We start from the raw sequence: 19,885 nt of genomic DNA, 5'->3' as shown, positions 1-19,885 counted from the left end.
GAACGTGGGGGGTGGTGTTGGGCGTGGGTGTGGGGAGTGGGTTTGTTGGGTGTGGGTGTGGGTGTGGGTGTGGGTTGGGGGTGGTGGGTGTGGATGAGTTGGTGGTGCCGCCGGCGTGGCGTGGGTTGTTTTTGGTGTTGACCGGTGAGCAGTGGCCGGCGGGTAATGAGCAGTTGTTGTTTGGGTGGGCGGATGGGTTGCGTGCGGGTTCGGGGGATGTGTTGGCGGCGGCGCCGCAGATCCGGGCGGCGGTGGCGCGGATTAATGCGTCGTGGTCGGGTCAGGCGCAGCGGCGGTTGGGGGTTGCGTTAGCGCAGTATGTGCAGGGTGATCAGGCGTATCTGCCGTTGTTGTCGGATGGGTTGGTCGGGTTAGCGGATTTGACGTTGGACACCGGGTTGCAGGTGCAGTACGTCAAGTTGATTTCGATCATGGAGATCTTGTTGTTGATCAGCACGATCGCGTGGGCGTTGACGTGGGCGTGGTTGATCGGTCTTGATGTGGCGGCGGCGATCATCACGTTGGCGAAGGAAGCGGCTGGGCAGACGCTGCGGGAGTTGTTGGTCTCCACTGCTGGTCATATCGCGACGGCGGTGGTGACGGGGATCGCGTTGCAGAACAGTCTCGACGCGTTGGTGCAGGTGATCCAGTTCGCTGATCACCGCACCCACTGGAACAACCAGTCCACCGTGATGGCGGTGGTGGTCGGCACGGTCGGGGGGTTGCTGCACCTGCCGTTGGAGAAGATGTGGGAGAAACTCGGCCACAGAATCGCGGCGCTGTTACGCACCTACCTCGCCGACACCGACCACGCCCCCCACCTCCACCCCCACCTACCCGACACACTGCCGGAGAAGGTGTTGCCGGAGACACTGCCGGAGACACTGCCCCACACATTGCCGGAGAAGGAGTTGCCGGAGAAGTTGCCGGAGGTGTTGCCGGAGAAGGAGTTGTTGGAGAAGGATCTCACCTCTCCCGCTGTCGTCTCGCAGGAGGCTGGGTTGCCTGGTTCGCAGAAGGCGGGGTTGCCCGTCTCGCAGGAGGGGGCGGGGTTGGGGGTGGGGCAGGTGGATGGGGTGGTGGCGAAGGTGATGGCCGGGGTGCCGGTCCCGGCTCGTTTTGATGTGGCCGGTGTGAAGCAGGCCGCGGCCCAGATCGCGGAGGGGATTCTGTTTCATGGTGGGGGGGCGGTCTCGGCCGGGTTACGGGCCGCGGTTTACCGTTTCGTCGCGGAAGGGGTGCATGAGTTCCTCACCGGTCTCGGTGCCACCATCGCTACCGGGCAGCCTCAGGCCAACGGCTACGACTTCACTTCCGGCGGGTTCGGTGCGTTAGCCGGTCTCACCTCCGAATCTCTGCTGCACCACCTCCACACCCACGGGCTGCTCCTACCCCACCCCACTCTCATCGACGCCACCACCGGACACGGACACAGACACGGACACGACACCACCGGCACCGGCACTTCCCCTGGCAACGGTGTGACTGGTGGTGGTGTGACCGGCAGTCTGGTCACCAGCAGCACCGCCCTGCCCAACGCCACCATCACCAACACCAACCCCGGCATCGAACCCGACCCCACCACCACCCTCGGTGGGGAGCCGAGCCTGAGCCGGGCCAGCACCCTGCCCCCCGACTACACCACCCGACCCACCACCCCCACACCCGTTCCCGCGGATGAGGTCACCCCGGGCCCGGTCGCCCCGGATGCGGTCACCGGGCCGGGAAGCGGCCCGTCGAGCCGGGCCAGCACCCCACCCCCCGCCTACACCTCCCGACCCACCACCCCCGACACCACCACCACCACGACAAACACGACACCACCAGCAGGCCCACCACTGACGACGACCCCGCGGTCAGACGCACCACCACCCCACACCAACCCCGCACCCCACAACCCGGGTCATGCTGGGCCGGGACATGCTGGGCCGGGACATGCGGGGCCGGGACATGCTGGGCCAGGTCATGCGGGGCCGGGTCATGTGGGGTCGGGTCATGCTGGGCCGGGTCATGCGGGGCCCTCACCCCACAATCCGGGGCATATCAATCCGGGTCATGTGGGGTCGGGGCGGGCGGGGGTGTTGGTCGGGGATACGGCGTCGGTGCGGGCCGGTATCCGTGGGTTGTTGCAAAGCGGTGACCTACAAATCGTCGGGGGTGGGCGGACCCTGGTCGTCGGGGCCAGGCACGACCCGTCCCTGATCGAGGTGGCCGACGCGCACACCGAGGACCGGACCCGGATGGGCGCTGAGGAGTTCACCGTCGTCGGTATCGGCGCCCACGGCGGGATCCGACTGGACAACGACACCATCCTCACCGCACCCCACCTCGCCGCGTTGATCACCCACATCAACCCCACCACCCTCCCGATCGTGCTACTGGCCTGCGACACCGCGCACCTGGCCGAACCCCTCACCCAATCCCTACGCCGCACCACCGCCGCCCCCCACGGCCAAGTCTGGGCCTTCACCGGCGAAGGCCCCGAACAACTCCAAGGCCTCGCCGCCACCCTCCACACCACCCCCACCGGACACCTCCTCCCCACCACCACCCCCACCACCACACCCACCACTACCCCCACCGGGATCGGGATTGGGACCGTCGCCGAACCCGGCACCTGGAACCGCGCCGTCCACCGCACCCTCCGCACCCCACGAACCGACACCCTCGGCCCCCTCCTCCCCACCCACATCACCACCCACAACCCCCGAAAAACCACCCACGGACACCCCACCGCCGACCACAACTGGAACACCTGGGCCCCCCACATCCACACCACCACCGGACTCCGACACCTCGCCGACCCCGCCAACAACCCCAGCCGCAGCAACAACACCGTGCTGAACACGGGGGGCGAGTCCAGTGCGAGAGTGGGTACGAGAGACGGTGCGGAAGCGCCGCGAAGGCCGGATGGCGCCCACGAGCGAACCATGGCGATGAAGCCTGATGTATCAAGAAACCCGGTCATTGTCGCTACGACGGACGCCAACGGCACGCTGCACTACGGAACCGCTTCCCGAGGCGATCATCGAGTCGTCGGGCGGGTTGAGCTGGGTGCGCACTTCGCGAGGACGCCGGTGCGGGTGCAGTTGAACGCGGGGGCTAAGACGATTACCCTGTTCAGCCTCAACGATCGCACCGACGGAAGCGGTCTACCGGAGTGGTCGCGCTCAGCGGTTGGAATTCGGGCCACGCAGATGGACTTTGCTCTGGCCCGGGATCGGAACCGAGTACGAGACGATTTCGAGGCGGGCATGGCCCGATCACGCTTCGCGGATAACGATGACACGGTTACCCCGATCGGGCACCGGGCTATCGCCCGGGTCGTCCGAACACGAGGGGACGAGCTCGTGGTGGATCTGGGTGGCCACACAGTGCGGATCGGACGGGTCAACGACGGTCAAACGGTCGACGCGGGTGACCGTCCTGGGGCTGGCGACATCGTGCTGCTGGCGGTGCACACTGCCCGGGGAACCACCCAGGTTCGCCGCATCGATGAAGGTGCGGTCTGGTACCCAGGCGCCGGTGTGGGACAGCAGGTCGTCAAATTCTTGAGTGAGCGCCCAGATGCCATCGCGAACCGTCCAGCGACGGTGCCGTCCCGACCGCCGAAGGCATCCACCCATGTCATCCCGATGCTGGACGGCCAGCACCACCCGATTCAGTCGCTGGTCACCGACTCCGGCGGCGCGCTCAAGGTTCCTGGCTACCCGACCCCGATACCATTGGGACGGGCGAACCGACCGGTTCGGGCTCAGACACGTCCGGACGGCAGCGTCGTCGGCTACAGCGAAGACGGCTGGGCCAACGGCGACCCGCACTGGTCGATGTGGCTGATCGACAACCGCCTTCAGACGTTGCTGACGCAGGCCTCCACCGACAACACACTCGCTCCACTCGGAGCCCATACCCTCATCATCAGCAGGGTCGGTGATGGTCGCAGGTTGACGTTGGCCGCGCCCGGCGCCGAGCAACGCGGACTCCAGCTGATGGACATTCCTGTGGGCGGCTGGGATTTTGCCTTGGTGACACTTCCAGTGAACACGTTGCAGGCCACGGTCCGCTTTCGGACGGGCGACGGCGCAGAGGTACCCGTGATCGGCGCGGATCGCCGCGAGCTTGTCAAACGGAGCACCTTCAATGAGGACCAGAAGGTATGGCTGACCACCCACCGTGACGTCGTCAACCGGTCCGGCGAGGCCGCGTCGGCGGCGACCACGATCGGACCATCCTCACACCAATCGGTCGGTGGCGTTCAGATGGGTGGCACGACCCGGCCTATTGGTGGACCGGATGGTGCGCACGACCAGACGCTGTCGATCCACCCTGATCGCGAGACGAACCCTGTCATTACTGCGGCAACGGACGGCAACGGGGTACTGGTCTTCGGCCATCGCTTCGGCGACGAAGACGTCGTCGGCCGTCTCCAAGTGGGAAAACCGTTCGCGAGGATGCCGATGCGCCTCCAGCTAAATTCGGCCGACAATACGATCACGTTGTTCAGTGCTCGCGACCGCGTCGATAGCAGCGGCTTGCCGGAGTGGTCACATCCCTCAGGCAATATCAGGGTGACGGCCACGATGATCGCAGACACACGACATCAGGTGCGGGATGATCGCGTGGCGGCCATGGCCCGGTCCCAGCTCGACGATGATGATGATGAGGTAATCCCGTTCGGGCATCTGGCTATCGCCAGGATAGTACGGACACGCGGGGACGAGCTGGTCGTGAACCTGGGCGAAAGCCCGGTGCGGATCGGGTCGGTCCAGCACGACGAAACCGGTGGCGTCGCTGGATCCTTTCGGGCTGGCGACGAGGCCCTACTGGCGGTGGAGGTCACCACGGGGGTCGCCCAAGTCCGCCGCCTTGATGACGTTGCGACCTGGCAGAAGGCTGCTGCCGTCGGACAACGCGAGGTCAGTTTCCTGCGAGGAAACGGAAGCGCCATCGCGAACCGGGCCGCAGCCACGAATTCCAAACCAACCAAAGCATCGACTCGTGTCATCCCGACGGCGGATATTGCACGTTACCCGATCTATGAGGAGGTCTCCGGCGCAGACGGCAGAGTTCACGTGCGCGACCGGTCCGAATCCGTGCCGTTTGGGCCGAAGGCATTTCTCCTTGAGATCCAGAATCGCCCGGACGGCAGCGTCGTCGGCTATAGCAGGAACCGCTGGGCCAACGATGATCCCCACTGGTCGATGTGGCTGGTCGACAACCGTCTGGCGGCCTTAAAGGAACGAGCCCCATTCGATGACACGCTGGCTCGACCCGGGGCTCACACCCTCATAATCCCGAGGGTTGGTGACGATTCCCATCTGACGTTGACGGCGCCGGGTGGGCCACGGCATCGATTCGTGGTCGATGCAGAGGCCTGGGACTTCGCCATCGTCACGCTTCCGTTCGGGCAATCAACTGTCACCATCCGCTTCCGACTCGGCGACGATGCCGGCCAGATCGTGACGGGAGCTGACGGCACCGAGATCGTCAAATCAAGCACCTTCAATGCTGAGCAGAGAGAATGGTTGATCGACCACGACGATGTGATCGACCGCAGTGAGGTGGATTCGGCAGCGACCACGACGGATTCGGTTGGTGGTCAGCGGCCGACAGGCGCGTCGGCTGGACTGGTGCATCTCTCGAAGGTCCACCCGACCATCGAGGTCACGATCGGCAAGCGTGGCTGGATCCACATACTCGCGGTCCAAGGGTTCGCCCAGCTGGATGTGCCCGAGAGTTGGGTAGGAAAGAGGGTGCGGTTGCAGGTCAATCCGGCAACGCACGGTGTGGTGGTGTTCAACGGCATCGACCAGGGGCACGATCCGGTCTGGACGGTGCCATTGGATCGTCCGATCACCGCACACCTACTCGCTGAGCTACAGAAGGTCGACTTGCGGCCAATGGGTATCCGCGAGTTACTCGTTGCTGACCGAGTGCTGTCGCCGCCAGGTGCCTACACCGCCGTCGCCCGTCTCGACGGTGAGCGCGACGATCCACCTCGGATCGGTCTTGGCGGTCAAAGCGGCCGTATTCAGAGGTATTCCTTCCCAGGGCGCGAGGTCGGGCAGTACGTGGTGGTGAGCGTGGCCCCGGGCAGCTCGGTGGTCACTTTCACGGGGCTAGACGTGCAAGAGGACGACGCGGGTGTGGTGACGGGAGTCTCTGCTGCGTGGAGGTCGCACGATCACTTGAGCGATCCGGTGGGGCAACAGACCTGGATACGGAAGGGGTACCTGTTGTCCTTGGCGGCCATCGACAGGGTCGGAGGCGGCATTGGGCACCAGGCAGCATTGAATGATCCGCGATTTGCTCCTAACGGAGGCTGGACGGTTATGCGGCCGGTGGTCACCGTCGACGGGGTTGGGCGCTTCTCCCTTACCGACGACGATCCATTGCGACCGGCACCCGGAGGGAGCGACCCTCAGGGGACAGGCGTCGTGTCAGTAACGACCTTTCCTGACCAGACCACTATCCGTCTCGTGGGACGCGATGACGGCGGGAGATCCTTCGTCGCCACCGACCCGGTGGTCGGCGAGAGTTTTGAGCAGCGCCGACGGATCGCGACCCACCCGGATCGGATCGACCGCACCGGTGGCGCCGACTTGACCAAAACCGCACCGGACCGGCCTAAACGCATCCCGCATCCGCCGGCGATCTTGCCGATGTTGAGTGTAGTAAAGACCGCGTCCGGGGTTGAGTCGCCGGTGGGTGACGGCAAGCATCTCGTGTTCGAGCAAACCCTGGACGAGCACGGCCGGTTCGTCAACCCGGCGGGCGTTGCGACGGACTCCTTCGGCCCGGCGTTCGCCCACACCGTGATACGGGTGCAAGTCAATATCAGCGAACCCGTCCATCATGGCGAACCGAACGACAACGGCGCGGTCACCTATTTCAGTGCCGACGATAACCCTGCCACCGGCCGACCGTACTGGTCCGGCCCCGGTACCAGGGACATCACGTTGGCTGCGGCCGCGGCGAACTCGACCGCAGTGCAGATGACCCATGCCGCCAAAGAGATCCTCGAACGCAGTCGCCGTGCTGCGGTGTTCCCGTCGGGGGTGGGCCTATTGGCCACCGGGGCTCGGGGGTTCGACGCCGTCGCCGCCGCTGCCGCTGCCGACGTCGCCCTAGCCGAGGTGACCGGGGCTACGGCGGTGCGGGTGTTGGCGCCGCTGGGGGCGGTCAGCTTCCCAGTCACCGCTGAAGCCGCCGGTCCCACCGGCGTCGGTGTTGGTGTTGGTGCGCTTATTGACGGTGTGTTCGTGGACATGATCCATGCGGCCGTGGGTCGCGCTGGGTTGATGTCGGTGCACGGTGACGGCACGATCGAAGTCCGCACGCCTAACCCCGCGAACCCGTACGGGCTCTGGCGGATCGACCGGTCCGCTGCGCGAGTCGAGCCGAACCGAGTCGAGGTACTGTCCGCCACCCGCGAGGGTGCCATCGACCTGCGACGCCCCCCCGCGCTCGCCGCTCGGCCGCAACGGGCGCACGCGACCCGGATGGATTTCGCTGGTACGGTACTGGACGTATACCGGACAGGTCGGCGAACGTTCCGGTGGGACGAGGCGATGACCCGTGCCCTTACTGTCGAGTTCCTCTTCGCCCACGGCATCGACATCGTCGCCGGTGGCCAGTCCGCTCTCCGTGCCGCACTGAGCCAACGTTTTCTGCCGCTGATGCGGGCCATCGACGAACTGCGCATCGACCCCCGTGGGAACGTACTCAAAGCGGTCTACGAGCACTACCTCACGCACCCCGATCCGATCGCACTGCCTGCAAAGCTAAGCAGTGGAGGGTGGACTCAGGATCATGCGATCGTCCTGCCGGCGCTGGCCGCGTATCTGCTCGACCTGCGCATCGACACCTTCGACATCTCCGCCACCAACTCAGACGTCAGCATCCTCAACGGTCACGGACACCACCACATCCGGATCGTCGCCGACAACACCAAGCACTATGCAGCTTGGCTAGCCGACACAACCGCTGTCGCTACCCTGACAGTAGACGCCAACCCGCTGGTCGCGGGCGGACCATCCGCACCACAACCCGGCCATCGACCAGCCGGTACTTCTTCCGCGGCACCCGCACCGAAACGCCGCCGGGTAGGAAAGGATGAGCCAAGGGGCGCAGCCCGTTCACATGGTGGCTCGGTGGCCGAGCGGCGCCCGCCGCTGAAGATAACCGCCGAGCGCTTCCGCGCTCTGATCCGCAGCGGCGGCCTACGACTGGTCGACGGTGGGCGCACTCTCGTCGTCGGCGCCAACCATGACCAGTCTCTGACCGATCTAGCTCGGGTCTACACCCGGGCTCGCGTAGATATGGGCGCCGATGAGTTCACGATCGTCGGTATCGGCACTCGCGGCGGAATCCGTCTGGACGGCGACACCGTCTTAGGCACTGACGAGATCGTCGCGCTGGTGCAGAGAGCTGACCCGCGTGCTTCCCGGCCGGTGGTGCTACTGGCGTGCGAGACCGCCCCCCTGACGAAACCCGTAGCAAGATTGCTGGATCGGGTCGCCGCCGCGCCCGAAGGAAAGGTCTGGGCCTTCACCGTCAAAGGCCCTCAGCAGCTACAGGGCCTCGCCGCCGGGACCAGGACCACCGACACCGGCCACGTCCTGCCCGCCGCCGACATACCTAGCAACTGGGCCCGCGCACTACCCGAGAACGGCGATGACCCAACACCCGAACTGGTTGGACCGATCCTCCCAGTCGACGTCGCCACCTTTGACCCGAACATATCGGTGAACGGAGAAGCCGCCGCCGAACACGCCTGGAAAACATGGGCAAACCACGTCCCCACTGTCATCGGATTCCGACACCTCGCTGACAACGCCAGTAGCGCAGACCGCCCGAACGGTGGTGGCCGGGATGGTACGAGCGAGCGCGCTCGACGGGGTAGGGGCGCCGGAGCGACTCGTGCTAGCGCTGGGCGACGCGTCCCGGGACGTGGCCGCGGCGCCGGGCACGGCCACGAGGTTATTGCTGGTGCCAACCCGGAGTCTTCCCCGGCAGTGGCGGGCGCGAGCAGGCCAACTGGGGCTCATGAGGAGGCGGTGCGTTTGGACCCACATATGGGTCCGGTGATCAACGCGACCGTCGATCACGACGGATATGTTGCGGTGGGTCGTCGCCTCGGTGACCCTGGCGTACAGGGGCGCATCCTGCTCGGCCGGGAGTTCAGCCACTCCTCGGTACGGCTGCAGTTGATGTCGGCTGAGCGGATGGTGGTGGTGTTCAGTGAGCACGACGACCCGGCGACCGGAATCCCGCTGTGGGCGGTCCCATCGGTGAATGTCCGGGTCTCGGATGCTGATCTCGTTGATGTCAGAGGTCGACGGGCGCGTATCGAAGCGATCGAACTCGCACAGAACCGGCTTGACTCCGGCGACGAGTCCTGGACACCGAGCGGGCATCTGAGCGTGGCCCGGACAGTACGCGCCGACGGTCCAGACCTCGTCTTGGACCTCAGTATGGGCTTCGGAATCGACGGCGGCCTGGACACGGTGCGGATCGGTACGGTCGGCGACGGTCGGTTCAGCGTGGGTGACACGGTGATACTGGCAGTGGACGCCGCAGACGGAACCACCCAGGCGCGTAAGGCGACCGTCGGCGACACTGACTTGATCGGGGCCTCCACGTGGGTTCCTACGCAGGGCGTCGGCTCCCGGCAGGTCGATTTCCTGCGCCGTGACGTGAACGCGATCGGCAACCACGTCACTGCACCGGTCAGACCGAAAGCAGCATCGGCCGATTTCACGCCGATGTTGTCGACCAGCGAGCATCCCACCGTCTACGCGAAGCCGGACTCGGAGGGCGTGCTCACCGACATATCGACTGGTCTGCCCGTGACCATCGACGGGCAACAAACAGTGCGAATCAGCGATTCGCAGATCAGCGGGCTTCAGTTGCAGACCCGTCCCGACGGCAGTGTCGTCGGCTACAGCACCGGCGACCCTCACGACCCGAGAATGGGGGCGTGGGGCAACGGCGAACCGCTCTGGTCAATCTGGCTGGTCGACCGCCGCGTCGAGTCGCTGCGGGACCGGGCCCTCACCGATGACAGCCTGGCTTTGCCTGGCGCGCACACCCTGATACTGCCGCGGCCTAATACCAAGACACTGCGTCTTGGTGCCGGCAATCGCCCGCTGAACCTCCGGCCGGTGACTGACCTGGCGTGGGACGCGGCGGCCGTGAGCCTCCGTGCGGGTGAGGACACGGTGAGCATCCGATTCCTCACTAGTGACGGCACGCCCGTTACCGATTTCAAGGGCAGCGACATCGTCAAGACCAGCACCCTCAATGACGAAGAGAAGACCTGGCTGACAACCCACAGTGATGTGATCGACCGCAGTCCGCTGAACAGCGTTCCGGTTGAGGCGACCACTGCGGATCTGACTCCAGGCGGCGGTAGCCGATATGTCACGCATAACCACGAGGGGCCCGCAGATCCGGCCAGCGTGTTCGCTGACCTCCTGAATGTGCACTGGCTGCAGGCACGAGGAGTGCTGACGGGAGACGGAACCCGCGCAGCCATCGCCACCGGTCTCCGTGAACACGTCGCCGCCGCTGCCACCACGACGAGCGTGAGGGTGGGTGATCACGAGATCATCGACCCGTCCGCAGCGATTCGCGCGGACGGCGAGGACGTGGTCGCCGACGTCTTATTCATCACGCGGGCCGCACGCGTTCTCGGGATCAATACCTATGTCTTCGATATCGACGAGAACGAACTCCTGATCGTGGACGAGAACCTAGATCTGCCCGGTGCCCCAACTGTGCACATCCTCGACCGGGGCGGTCGTCGCTTTCAGGCTGCCTGGTCGGTGCCTGACTCACTGGCCACCGCACACCGACCGTTGAACACGACGCCGAGCCCCATCGCATTGAACGACGCCCATCCCACCATCGAACTCACGATCCGTGAGCGTGGGTGGATCCATCTGCCGGGGCGGCGCCGCTTTGCTCAGTTGTTCGGCAAGCCCGGCTGGGAGGGCAAACGCGTCCGCGCCAAGATCGACCCAGAGACCCACGGAATCATCATCTTCAACGGTGTCGACCAGGGCATCGAGCCGATCTGGACGATTCCGCTGGATCACCCGATCGACCCGGCCACGATCACCGCACTCACTACGGATGTTGCGGAAGACGGGACCGTCAAGGCAGGCGGGTTGGCCGAGCTATATCGCCTGCGCGAGGCGATCCGCTCCGATCGCGACATCGCTCCCGAAAACGCGTACACCGCTGTCGTCCGCCTGACCAGAAGTAGCGGGGTTGGCGCCGCGATGAGAATCGGCATGAGGCCTGAGGAGAAGGCATACGAGCAGCACTTCAACTTCGCCGACCGTCAGCCCGGCGACTACGTTGCGGTAACCATGACACCTGGCGAGGCGCATATCCGAATCCGCGAGCTCAATGTCAACCCAAGGCTTGAACTCGCGACAACACCGTGGTCGACCAGCCGAAAATTGACGCATCCCGACATCCAGCTGAAATGGTTTCGTGACGGCGTAGGCGGCACCCTCGCCGGCATCGACAAGGTGTCGGGGCGTACCCAGGGTCAACTCACTGCCGCGCGAACTCGCGACATCGGTGGCGGCCGGTGGATGGTGGATGGTGTGGTGGTCCCATCCGGCGCGCGCTTCGGTGACCGACTGGCCCCGATCGACAGCGCCGAGCACTACCTGATACCACGACCCGTCAGTAAGGAGCGGGACGTCAGTGTCGGTGCTGGCCACTCCGTCTCCTTCTCGGCACTGGACAATGTATCGGGAAGGGTCTGGCTGTGGGTCTCCGTGGCCACTGGCGAGACCCGTCTCTACGACCGCGACGCTACGCCCACCTGGTCGCTCGACCTGCAGGATCCGCTGAACACTCCGCACCTGAAAGCCCCTTCGCTGAGCCCCGCTGAGCGGAACAAGGTCAAGCAGGAGGCAGAACGATACGCGGGACAACGACTTGCCGAAAGCGATCCCCGGCTAGGGCCCGCTGGCGGTCAGACGATGGCCCAACCGATTCGGCTCATTGGGACGACTGCTGTCTATTTTCTGGGCGATAGCCGCTCTCGGGCAGCGCCGGGTGGCCGGGATGGGCCGAAGTCCGGGCATGTCTTCGTCACCAACTTTCCAGGCCGAACCGCTGTCCGCATCGTCGCCCGGGACGCCAATGGGCGCGTATTCGTATCCGACAGCACACCGGACTACTTGGACGACGCTGCGCGAGATTCCATCAAGAACGGCCAGGGAGTCCACGACCCTACCCCCGCCGCGGCTTTCCAGCCGACGGCACCCGACGGGCAGAACCGACCGTATCGCAACCGACCGGTGCGACCGATTCGCGCCCGGGAGGTCCGTCTCGACCCGGCGGGCGAGGTAACCGTGCCCAAGCTGGCGACCGTTCAGGTAGGAGAGGCCGCTGAGCAGCCGCGCCGCGATCGCAGTCACGTCGTGTTCGAGCACACCCTCGATTCGGACGCTCAGTTCCAGGCCGGCTCGTCCTCCGGCTCGCGAGAGCCGACTTTCGGAGCGGCGTTCGCCGGCGTGCTGATACTGGTCGAGGTCACCGCCGATGGCCCCGACGCGGGCGCTGTCAGGTTCTTCAGCGCACCTGGAGCCAAGACACCCTGGTCGGCGTCAGCAACTCGGGTCTCCTACTCAAGTATGGCCATTGCGGCCTTACGTAATCTCCTTGGGCGCCGTTCCCTTACCCAGCTCGCGAAATCTCGTCTGGCAATGAATGACTACTCGCTGGCGCCCGCCAACAGCGTGTCACTTGCCGTGAACGTGACTCAGCTGACCACCAAGTACGGCAAGAAGCTTCGGGTCACGTTCTCTGCCGGCGGGAAGTCGCGAAGCGTCCCTCTCACGGAGCTCGGCTTGGTCTATGAGCACGGTGACGCGGTGATGTTGTCCGTTTCCGCGTCCGGTGTTGTATCGGTGCGCAGTGCGTCCGACGCCGCGTGGCGGGTGCTGTCACAGGCGCGGGTGGACTTCATCGAGGTGCTGCGGGGGCACCCAGAGGTCATTGACCAGCTGTCGCCGGCGTTGTCCGAAGGTCGGCCTGCGGCCGTCGGTGACGTCACTGTGGTGGGTGATGCTGAGGTGGGTGATGCGGAGGTGGGTGATGGCCCAAATGTGGGCCCGGACCCGGCGATGATGGGTGGCGGCTCGCTCAAGGCTAGTGGGCTGCCATTGGTCGGGGCGGTGAGTGTCCCAGTGACTGTGGAGCGTCTTGGGGCTGCGGGTGTGAGTGTGGTGGTCGGGACGCGGGTCTTTGGGTTGGGCGACGGTGACGTGAGCGAGGGCGACACCGTGCTGGTGTCGGCGTGGCCGGATGGATCGGTACAGATTCGTATGCCTGATCGGCGTGACCCGAACGGGCCGTGGATTAAGAACCACCCGTCGCAACGGGTCACCGCGGAGGAGATCGAGGTGCTCGCCGGCTACCCCCACGCGATCGATCACCGCCTAACCGTCCTCGGCGAACCAGCGTCGGGGTTCACCCCGACCCGTACCGTCCTGGCCGGTGACGAACTGGCTGTATACCTCTCCGTGGTGGAAGGCTACGAGTGGGACCAGGCGATTACCAGGCTGCTCACCCCGCAGTTCCTCGACGCTCACGGCATCGACCGCTCCAGAGTCGGCGCGATCCGGGCCTGGGCCGCTGACCAGCTGATGACCGTCACCCCCGCCCTCGACCACGCCCAGCTCACCCTCACCCCTCTCCTAAAACCGGTGTACGAGCACTACCTCTCCTCTCCGGATCCGGCCGCCCTACTCACCCGCCTTCGTGGGCCTGGGTGGTCAGCCGACCACGAACAGATTCTCCCGCCACTGCTGGCCTACCTGCTCGACCTCAACACCGACACCTACACCACCACCGGCGCCATCGGTGAGGGCCACAGAGACACCATCAACGACGGTGACAGCGACACTGACCTGAGTGAGCTCAGCACCCTCAATCCCGGCGCCCACAACCACATCCGGATCGTCCACGACACCATCACCAACACCCACCACGCCGCCTGGCTCGCCACCAACACGAGCACAGGCCCAGACTCAGAGTCTGACCTTGGGGCAGAGTCTGACTCCGGGTCGGAGTCTGACTCCGACACGCGCGCACCGGCACCGAAACGCCGCCGTCTCGCAAACCCAGAGCAGACACCGGAACCAGTGGATGAGGCAGCAGGGGCGGCGGAGTTAACCCGGATCGTGAACTCCGCGTTTGAACGAGCCGTGAATCAACATAGGCAGTACCTGCAACTCCCTGCCGAATATCAGAAAGAGAAAGACCCCGACGCTCAACGCTGCCTGGCGATGCTCGCCAACATCACCAACCACCTGCACCCCGACGGTGTCCGCACCCTCATCACCCGCGACGACACCGCCCTTACCCCCCGCCCCAGCGACGGCACCACGCCCATCACGTCCTGGCACGCCCTCGCCAAGAACCTCCACGCCGCCGGCCACGGCTCCCTCGCCGAAGTCCTCATCTCACGACCCACCGGCCCAGGCCACGCACTCGGCCTACTCAACTACCACAACAACATCCACCTCATCCACGACAGGGGGACCCACCCCGAACACGTCCCAGTCAACGACCTACTCGACAATGAACCGGACCTTCACGACCACCGCTTCACCCACCTATCTCTCGCCTACAACGCATCCGCCCGCATCATCACCCCAGACCACGTCTCCCACCCCGTCACCAATACCACCAACCCCGTCACCAACCAGCTCGACCACCCCACCAACCCCACCCACGGCGCGTCCCAACCCACCCCCGGACCTTCACGCGCCGCAGCAATTCCGACCAGCGATCCTCAGACCGTCAGCGGTGCGCGGGCTGCTCCACCTCCTGAGCTGCGGACCGAGCCTCGGCCGGCAGTCGGATTGCTGGTCGGCGATGTTCAGCGTGTCGGTGACCGCTGGCCGGAGACACTCGTCTCGACGCTCTCTGCTCAGTTCCTGGCCCAGGTGTTGTCCGCCCATGGGGTGTCGCTAGGGGACACCCTGGACACCCACGTTGCGATCGCCGGTGTCCGTGCCGTGCTGGCCGACTGGTTCTTGCCTCACATCGAGCATCTTCTGCGTAATGACCTTGCTCCTCCCGCGCCGGGCAGTCAGCTGGACCAGCAGGCTGGAGCTGCACCCGACGCGTTCTATGCCAGCCTGGCAGTGGCGTTGACGGCGCACCGAAGCACATTTCCTGATGACGTCACGGCTACCGCCATAGTCGACCGTTCCATCCGCTTCGGCGGTAGCGAGCAAACATGGAAGAGCGATCTCTACGACGTCGTCATCGACCGCACCGCGCACATCCTGGGCGTAACCATTGCGTTCCACACTCCCGGCTGGATCACCTTCGAACGTAACCCCGGTCAGGCCGCGACCATCCACGTGTACCGGCATGACGACACCCTCCGGCCCGCCTGGGTCACGGCCGCTCTGAGCTATACCAGCCCCATGGATCCGGACGGGTACCAGCGGATGCTGCTGTGGGTTGAGCATCTGCGACTGTTTCTTACGGTCGATCGGGATACCACCCCTGTACTTACTACCGTTCAGCGTGCGGACTATCTTTCGGGAGCCCACAGGAACGCGCTACGCCGCGTGCGGGCGCTCGAGCGGCGCGACACCAGTGGGTGGCTTCGAGGTCGAATCCGGCGCCACCAGACGGACGTCGTCGAGCTGCGAAGGCGGGCACAGCAGGTGCTGAACCAACTTCGGGAGACATCATCCACGCTTGGTCCTGTGGGGGACCGGCTGCCGTTGCCGGCCGGAGTAACGGCAGCAGATCTCCCGGATTGGATAGAGCGTCTGACCCAGCTGCGACAGACGAAGTTGCAGGCAAACGTAGCGATATCAGAACTGGGCCGGTTGAGCCGGCATGCGGCCCGGTTGAAGACGCTGATTGTTCAGGACAGTCTTCCGGCGCACGAGCGCAACCCCTACATGCAAGCCAAGTCTGCAGTATGGGTCAGCGAAGTCCAGGACCTTCTCGGGCCGCCGACCGATGGACTCTCAGACAGCGAGGTGCCCGCCCCGACCGAAACCCGCTCCGGCTTGGGTCAGGAGGTGGAGCAGGCCGTACGCGTATGGCGGGAGGCCAACGACGACCTCGACGCCCCGACGGCAGCCACGGACCTCTCGTCGATCAGGATCGACCCTTCCAAGCCGGAGGTGACGATCAATCTGGAGGAACGACTGGCCCAAGTTGAGGCTGGGCAAGTTCAGTTCACGCAACCCCGGGTCGTGGAGCTCTTCAGGCTCTTCGGCCTGCGATGGGCCGCTGACATCATGACGACAATCCCAGCCTCGGCGTACCAGCCTGGCCCGGGCGAGGTGGGACCGTTCGGACTGCCCGGGTGGCCGACGCACATCACCACAGCGACGGTCACGCCGGACGGTTCGGTAGCGGTCGACGGAGTTGCAATCGCCAGCACGAATCGGGACATCGGTGCCGGTGGTGTCCCCTCGCTCGAGACGATTGTCATCGCCACAGTAGGAATGGAGGCGGCGCTCATAGGTCAGTCGGCCAATTCAGCTGGGCTGTGGCATCGGCATGTGGTACTCAACGACGACGCGGCACGCCAGCACGTCGAACGCGCGGTCTTGCACGACGAGTTCATGAAGTCACGGGACAAGGCGTTCGTGACCCTACGATCCGGCAAGTACGACAATCCGAATGCGCTAGTGGAGTCGGTCGCTGTCCCAGCGTCTGCTGTCACCTCGGGGCCGCCGGCCTCGCCAAAACCCAAGCCGATCGCCTGGGAGAGCGGAACGTTCGGGTTCCTGCCGGTACACGAGCAGGTTGGTGAGGTACCGGCGCATCACCGTGCGGCGCTGAAGCAGGTCATTTCCAGTCTGGAAGCCCGCGCACTGGTGCTCGCGGTCAAGAGTCTGGGACGTCTCGGCGAACAGAGCGCGCGGTTGCTCCATGACATCGCCACGCAGATGAGCGTCCAGACCGGCCAGGTCGATGAGAACGGCAGCGCGCTGCCGGCCGCGGTCAGCTACTTCCAGACGGTGGTCGCTGTCGCTTACCTCCGTACGGTTTCCCGAGGGCGCACCTCTCCCGGCGCGCCTCACGTCAGCTGGGTCTTCGACCCCCACGGGCAACGTGCGCCGCTCGACCAAGACCCGGACATCAGTCAGGACCCCCTCGAGCCCCGCCCCCAAGATCCGTCTGCTGCGGTCCAGGGAAAAGTAATTCCCCGCATTCTGCTGGACAGCGACAATCTGCGCCTCGATCGCGATCCTGTCGCGTTGCTGCAGTGGTGGCATCAGCAGACCGTCGAAGCTCAGGTCAAGGAAGGATTGCGCCCCTTTTCTGTCGCTACTACCGCAACCGCTACCGCGGACCTAGCGTGGCTGGCCGATGCCGAGCGCCTCATCGGGGTCGAGCGAAATGGACTGTTGACGGCTGTCGTGCGGGCGAGAGTGGCCGCGGGCGAGGAAGCGCTATCCAACGCACTTGTAGTCACCCGCCGCACCGACGAGGGCGGCACTTGGCAGTTGTATTCCAAGGGGCGTGAGTGGCGCTCGGGAAGTGGGCAGGCGCTTCGGTTGGTCACGGTCTGGCTCGATGGCACTCACTTGGCCCACGCCTACACCCACCCATCAGGTCTCAGTCACGTCGCCGTCACCGACTACTCGCCCTCCCCCGATCTACGGCGCGCGCTTAACGACGAAGGAGCGGGGCTCAATCGTGCCCGAGACCGAGTCCGGCAAGGACGTGCGCCATTCGACAACTCCATCGAGATGTCCACACTGACCAATGAAAAGGGAGAGTGGCGCCTAGACCCGGACATGGATTGGGAGCCCTCGGCAACTGATCAGCCTCGGCGCCGGGTGCGGCTCTGGTTCGACGGCAGGTATATGGTCACTGCCGTCGAGGGAGCCGATGGTGAAACCCATGTGGAGCTGTATCCGAACCCGGTACCGCCGGAGGGCCTGATGGAACACCGGGCGAGCGCCGGTCTGCTGGCAAGAGCCCAGCATCAAGTTGAGAACAATCGACCTCCGCTGCCACACGCAATCCCGCTGACAAACCGAACAGACAGAAATGGAATCTGGCGCCCGGCGCCGACGTCGCGGTGGAATTCAATAGACCTCGGACTACCCGATGTGCCGGTTCTCGCATGGATGGACGGCAAACGCCTGTTGATCTCCGTCGATGATCACGAGGGTCGGCCGATCCTCCAACTTTTCTCCTATAAAATGGACGCTTTCCAATTCGATCGGCTACCCGTCGATCTGGTCCTGGCCGACGCCAACGCCCGCCTTGACGCAGGTGAACCTGCGCTGCCGGACGCGGTCCAGGTGATGAGGCTCAGCGATGACCGGGGCATGTGGCGGCTGTTCCATGAGGACTCGCCGAAGAGAAGCGGCAGCGAAGCGGCTACGCCCGTGCAGGCGTGGGTGAACCGCGAATGGATAGTGAGCGTTACTTCAGCGACCGACGGTGCCCGCGTGGTAAAGGCTGTCCGTCACCATGATCCCGACGGGCAGCGTCTGGCCCGGCTGCGTCTCCAAACAGAGGCTCCGCAAGCGGTCGAGCGCAACGACGCCGTGAGCCAGCCGGCCCCGGCGACACCCGACCTGGCGGCGTCCACTGGACCTCGGCTGACTGTAGAGATCTCTGCCCTCCAGCTTCCGAGCCCCGCACTGTCACCTTCCCGGCCCGCCAGATCCAGCGCTACTTGGCCCCAGCCGTCGACCGCAGCGGCACCTGGTTCGGCGCGGGCGCCACATTTGGTGATCGGGTCGCCGCCGGTCTCGATTCTGCTGCAATCATTGACCATTCATAGTTTCGAAGACGTTGTGCGGAATGCGTTCGAGGAGGCTCGGCAACTGCATGGCGAGTATCTCAGCCGTGCTGTCGCCGATCAGCGTGAGAACGACCTCGCAAACCAACGATGCTTGGCCATGCAGGCCTACATCTTCGACACGCTGCACCCGGGTGGTGTTCAAACGGCAACCACCCGCGACGATGCAGCGGTCACTACCCGGCGCGGCGGCTCGACCGCACCCTGGACACCGATCAGATCCTGGCGCCAACTCGCGCTGGACCTCGAGGCAGCTCAGCACCTGTCGATGGCGCGAGTTGTTCTATCCCGGGCCGCCGGGCCAGGCCACGCCGTCACGATGATCAACATCAACGGAGACTTGCACTTGGCCCACGACGCGGGCGACCGCTACGAATTGGTGCGGGTCAACAGCCTGCGCGATCGCGAACCCGACCCTGCCGACGCTCGCTTCCGTCACCTACCGCTCGCCCACGCGCACGCCCAAATCGTCACAGTCAACGGCACCCTGCACCCCACCACAGCCGGTACCTCAACCACCAACGCTTTACTAGACAAACCGACCAACTTCACCCACGGCGTCATGCCGCAGGGGCCACGCACTAGGTCCGACGAACTGGAAGAGAGCGCCAGTGCGCTGCCGCGGGTGAGGCCGCGGACGTCCAGCTCCCATCGGGTACCTGTGCCCGTCTGGCAACAGATTGCTTGAGGGAACGGGGGTAGACGGTGTTGGAGTTTGAATTGCGCTTACCTTGCCGGTCGTCAGGCGTCGCGTCCCAGCCGTGGTGTAAACGACGACGGACGTAAGCTCCTTCAAGACCTACCAACTCGGCGACAGGACGGGCTGCGCCCGTGTCTTCACGAGTACCCTCCCGCCGACCTATCCGACGCGAGATCAATGCCCTGTTCGATGGCCAGCGTGAGCTGGCCGAGATCATCGAGGACGTGGCTCGCCTGGGCGGCCGGTTGACATCCAGACCGCGGTCGCGGCAGTGGTTGAGGTGTTCCACGGTCTAGCCCGCTACCAGCCGGCAGCCGCGGTGCCTGAGGCTCGGGCCGGGGCACGCAACG

1 protein-coding gene is annotated in these 19,885 nt (G+C 65.1%); it reads left to right on the top strand.

Features of this window, described 5'->3' with window-relative positions; genetic code table 11:
- Nucleotides 1–89: 89 nt before the first annotated feature.
- Entirely contained in the window at nt 90–19,523 is a 19,434-nt protein-coding gene (locus CPH63_RS20775; RefSeq protein ID WP_157749693.1) for a hypothetical protein, read from the top strand.
- Nucleotides 19,524–19,885: the final 362 nt, after the last annotated feature.

This window comes from Jatrophihabitans sp. GAS493 (assembly GCF_900230215.1).
GTDB lineage: Bacteria > Actinomycetota > Actinomycetes > Mycobacteriales > Jatrophihabitantaceae > MT45.
Note: the sequence above shows the minus strand (reverse complement) of the source record. Positions and strands in the feature narration are given on the sequence as shown.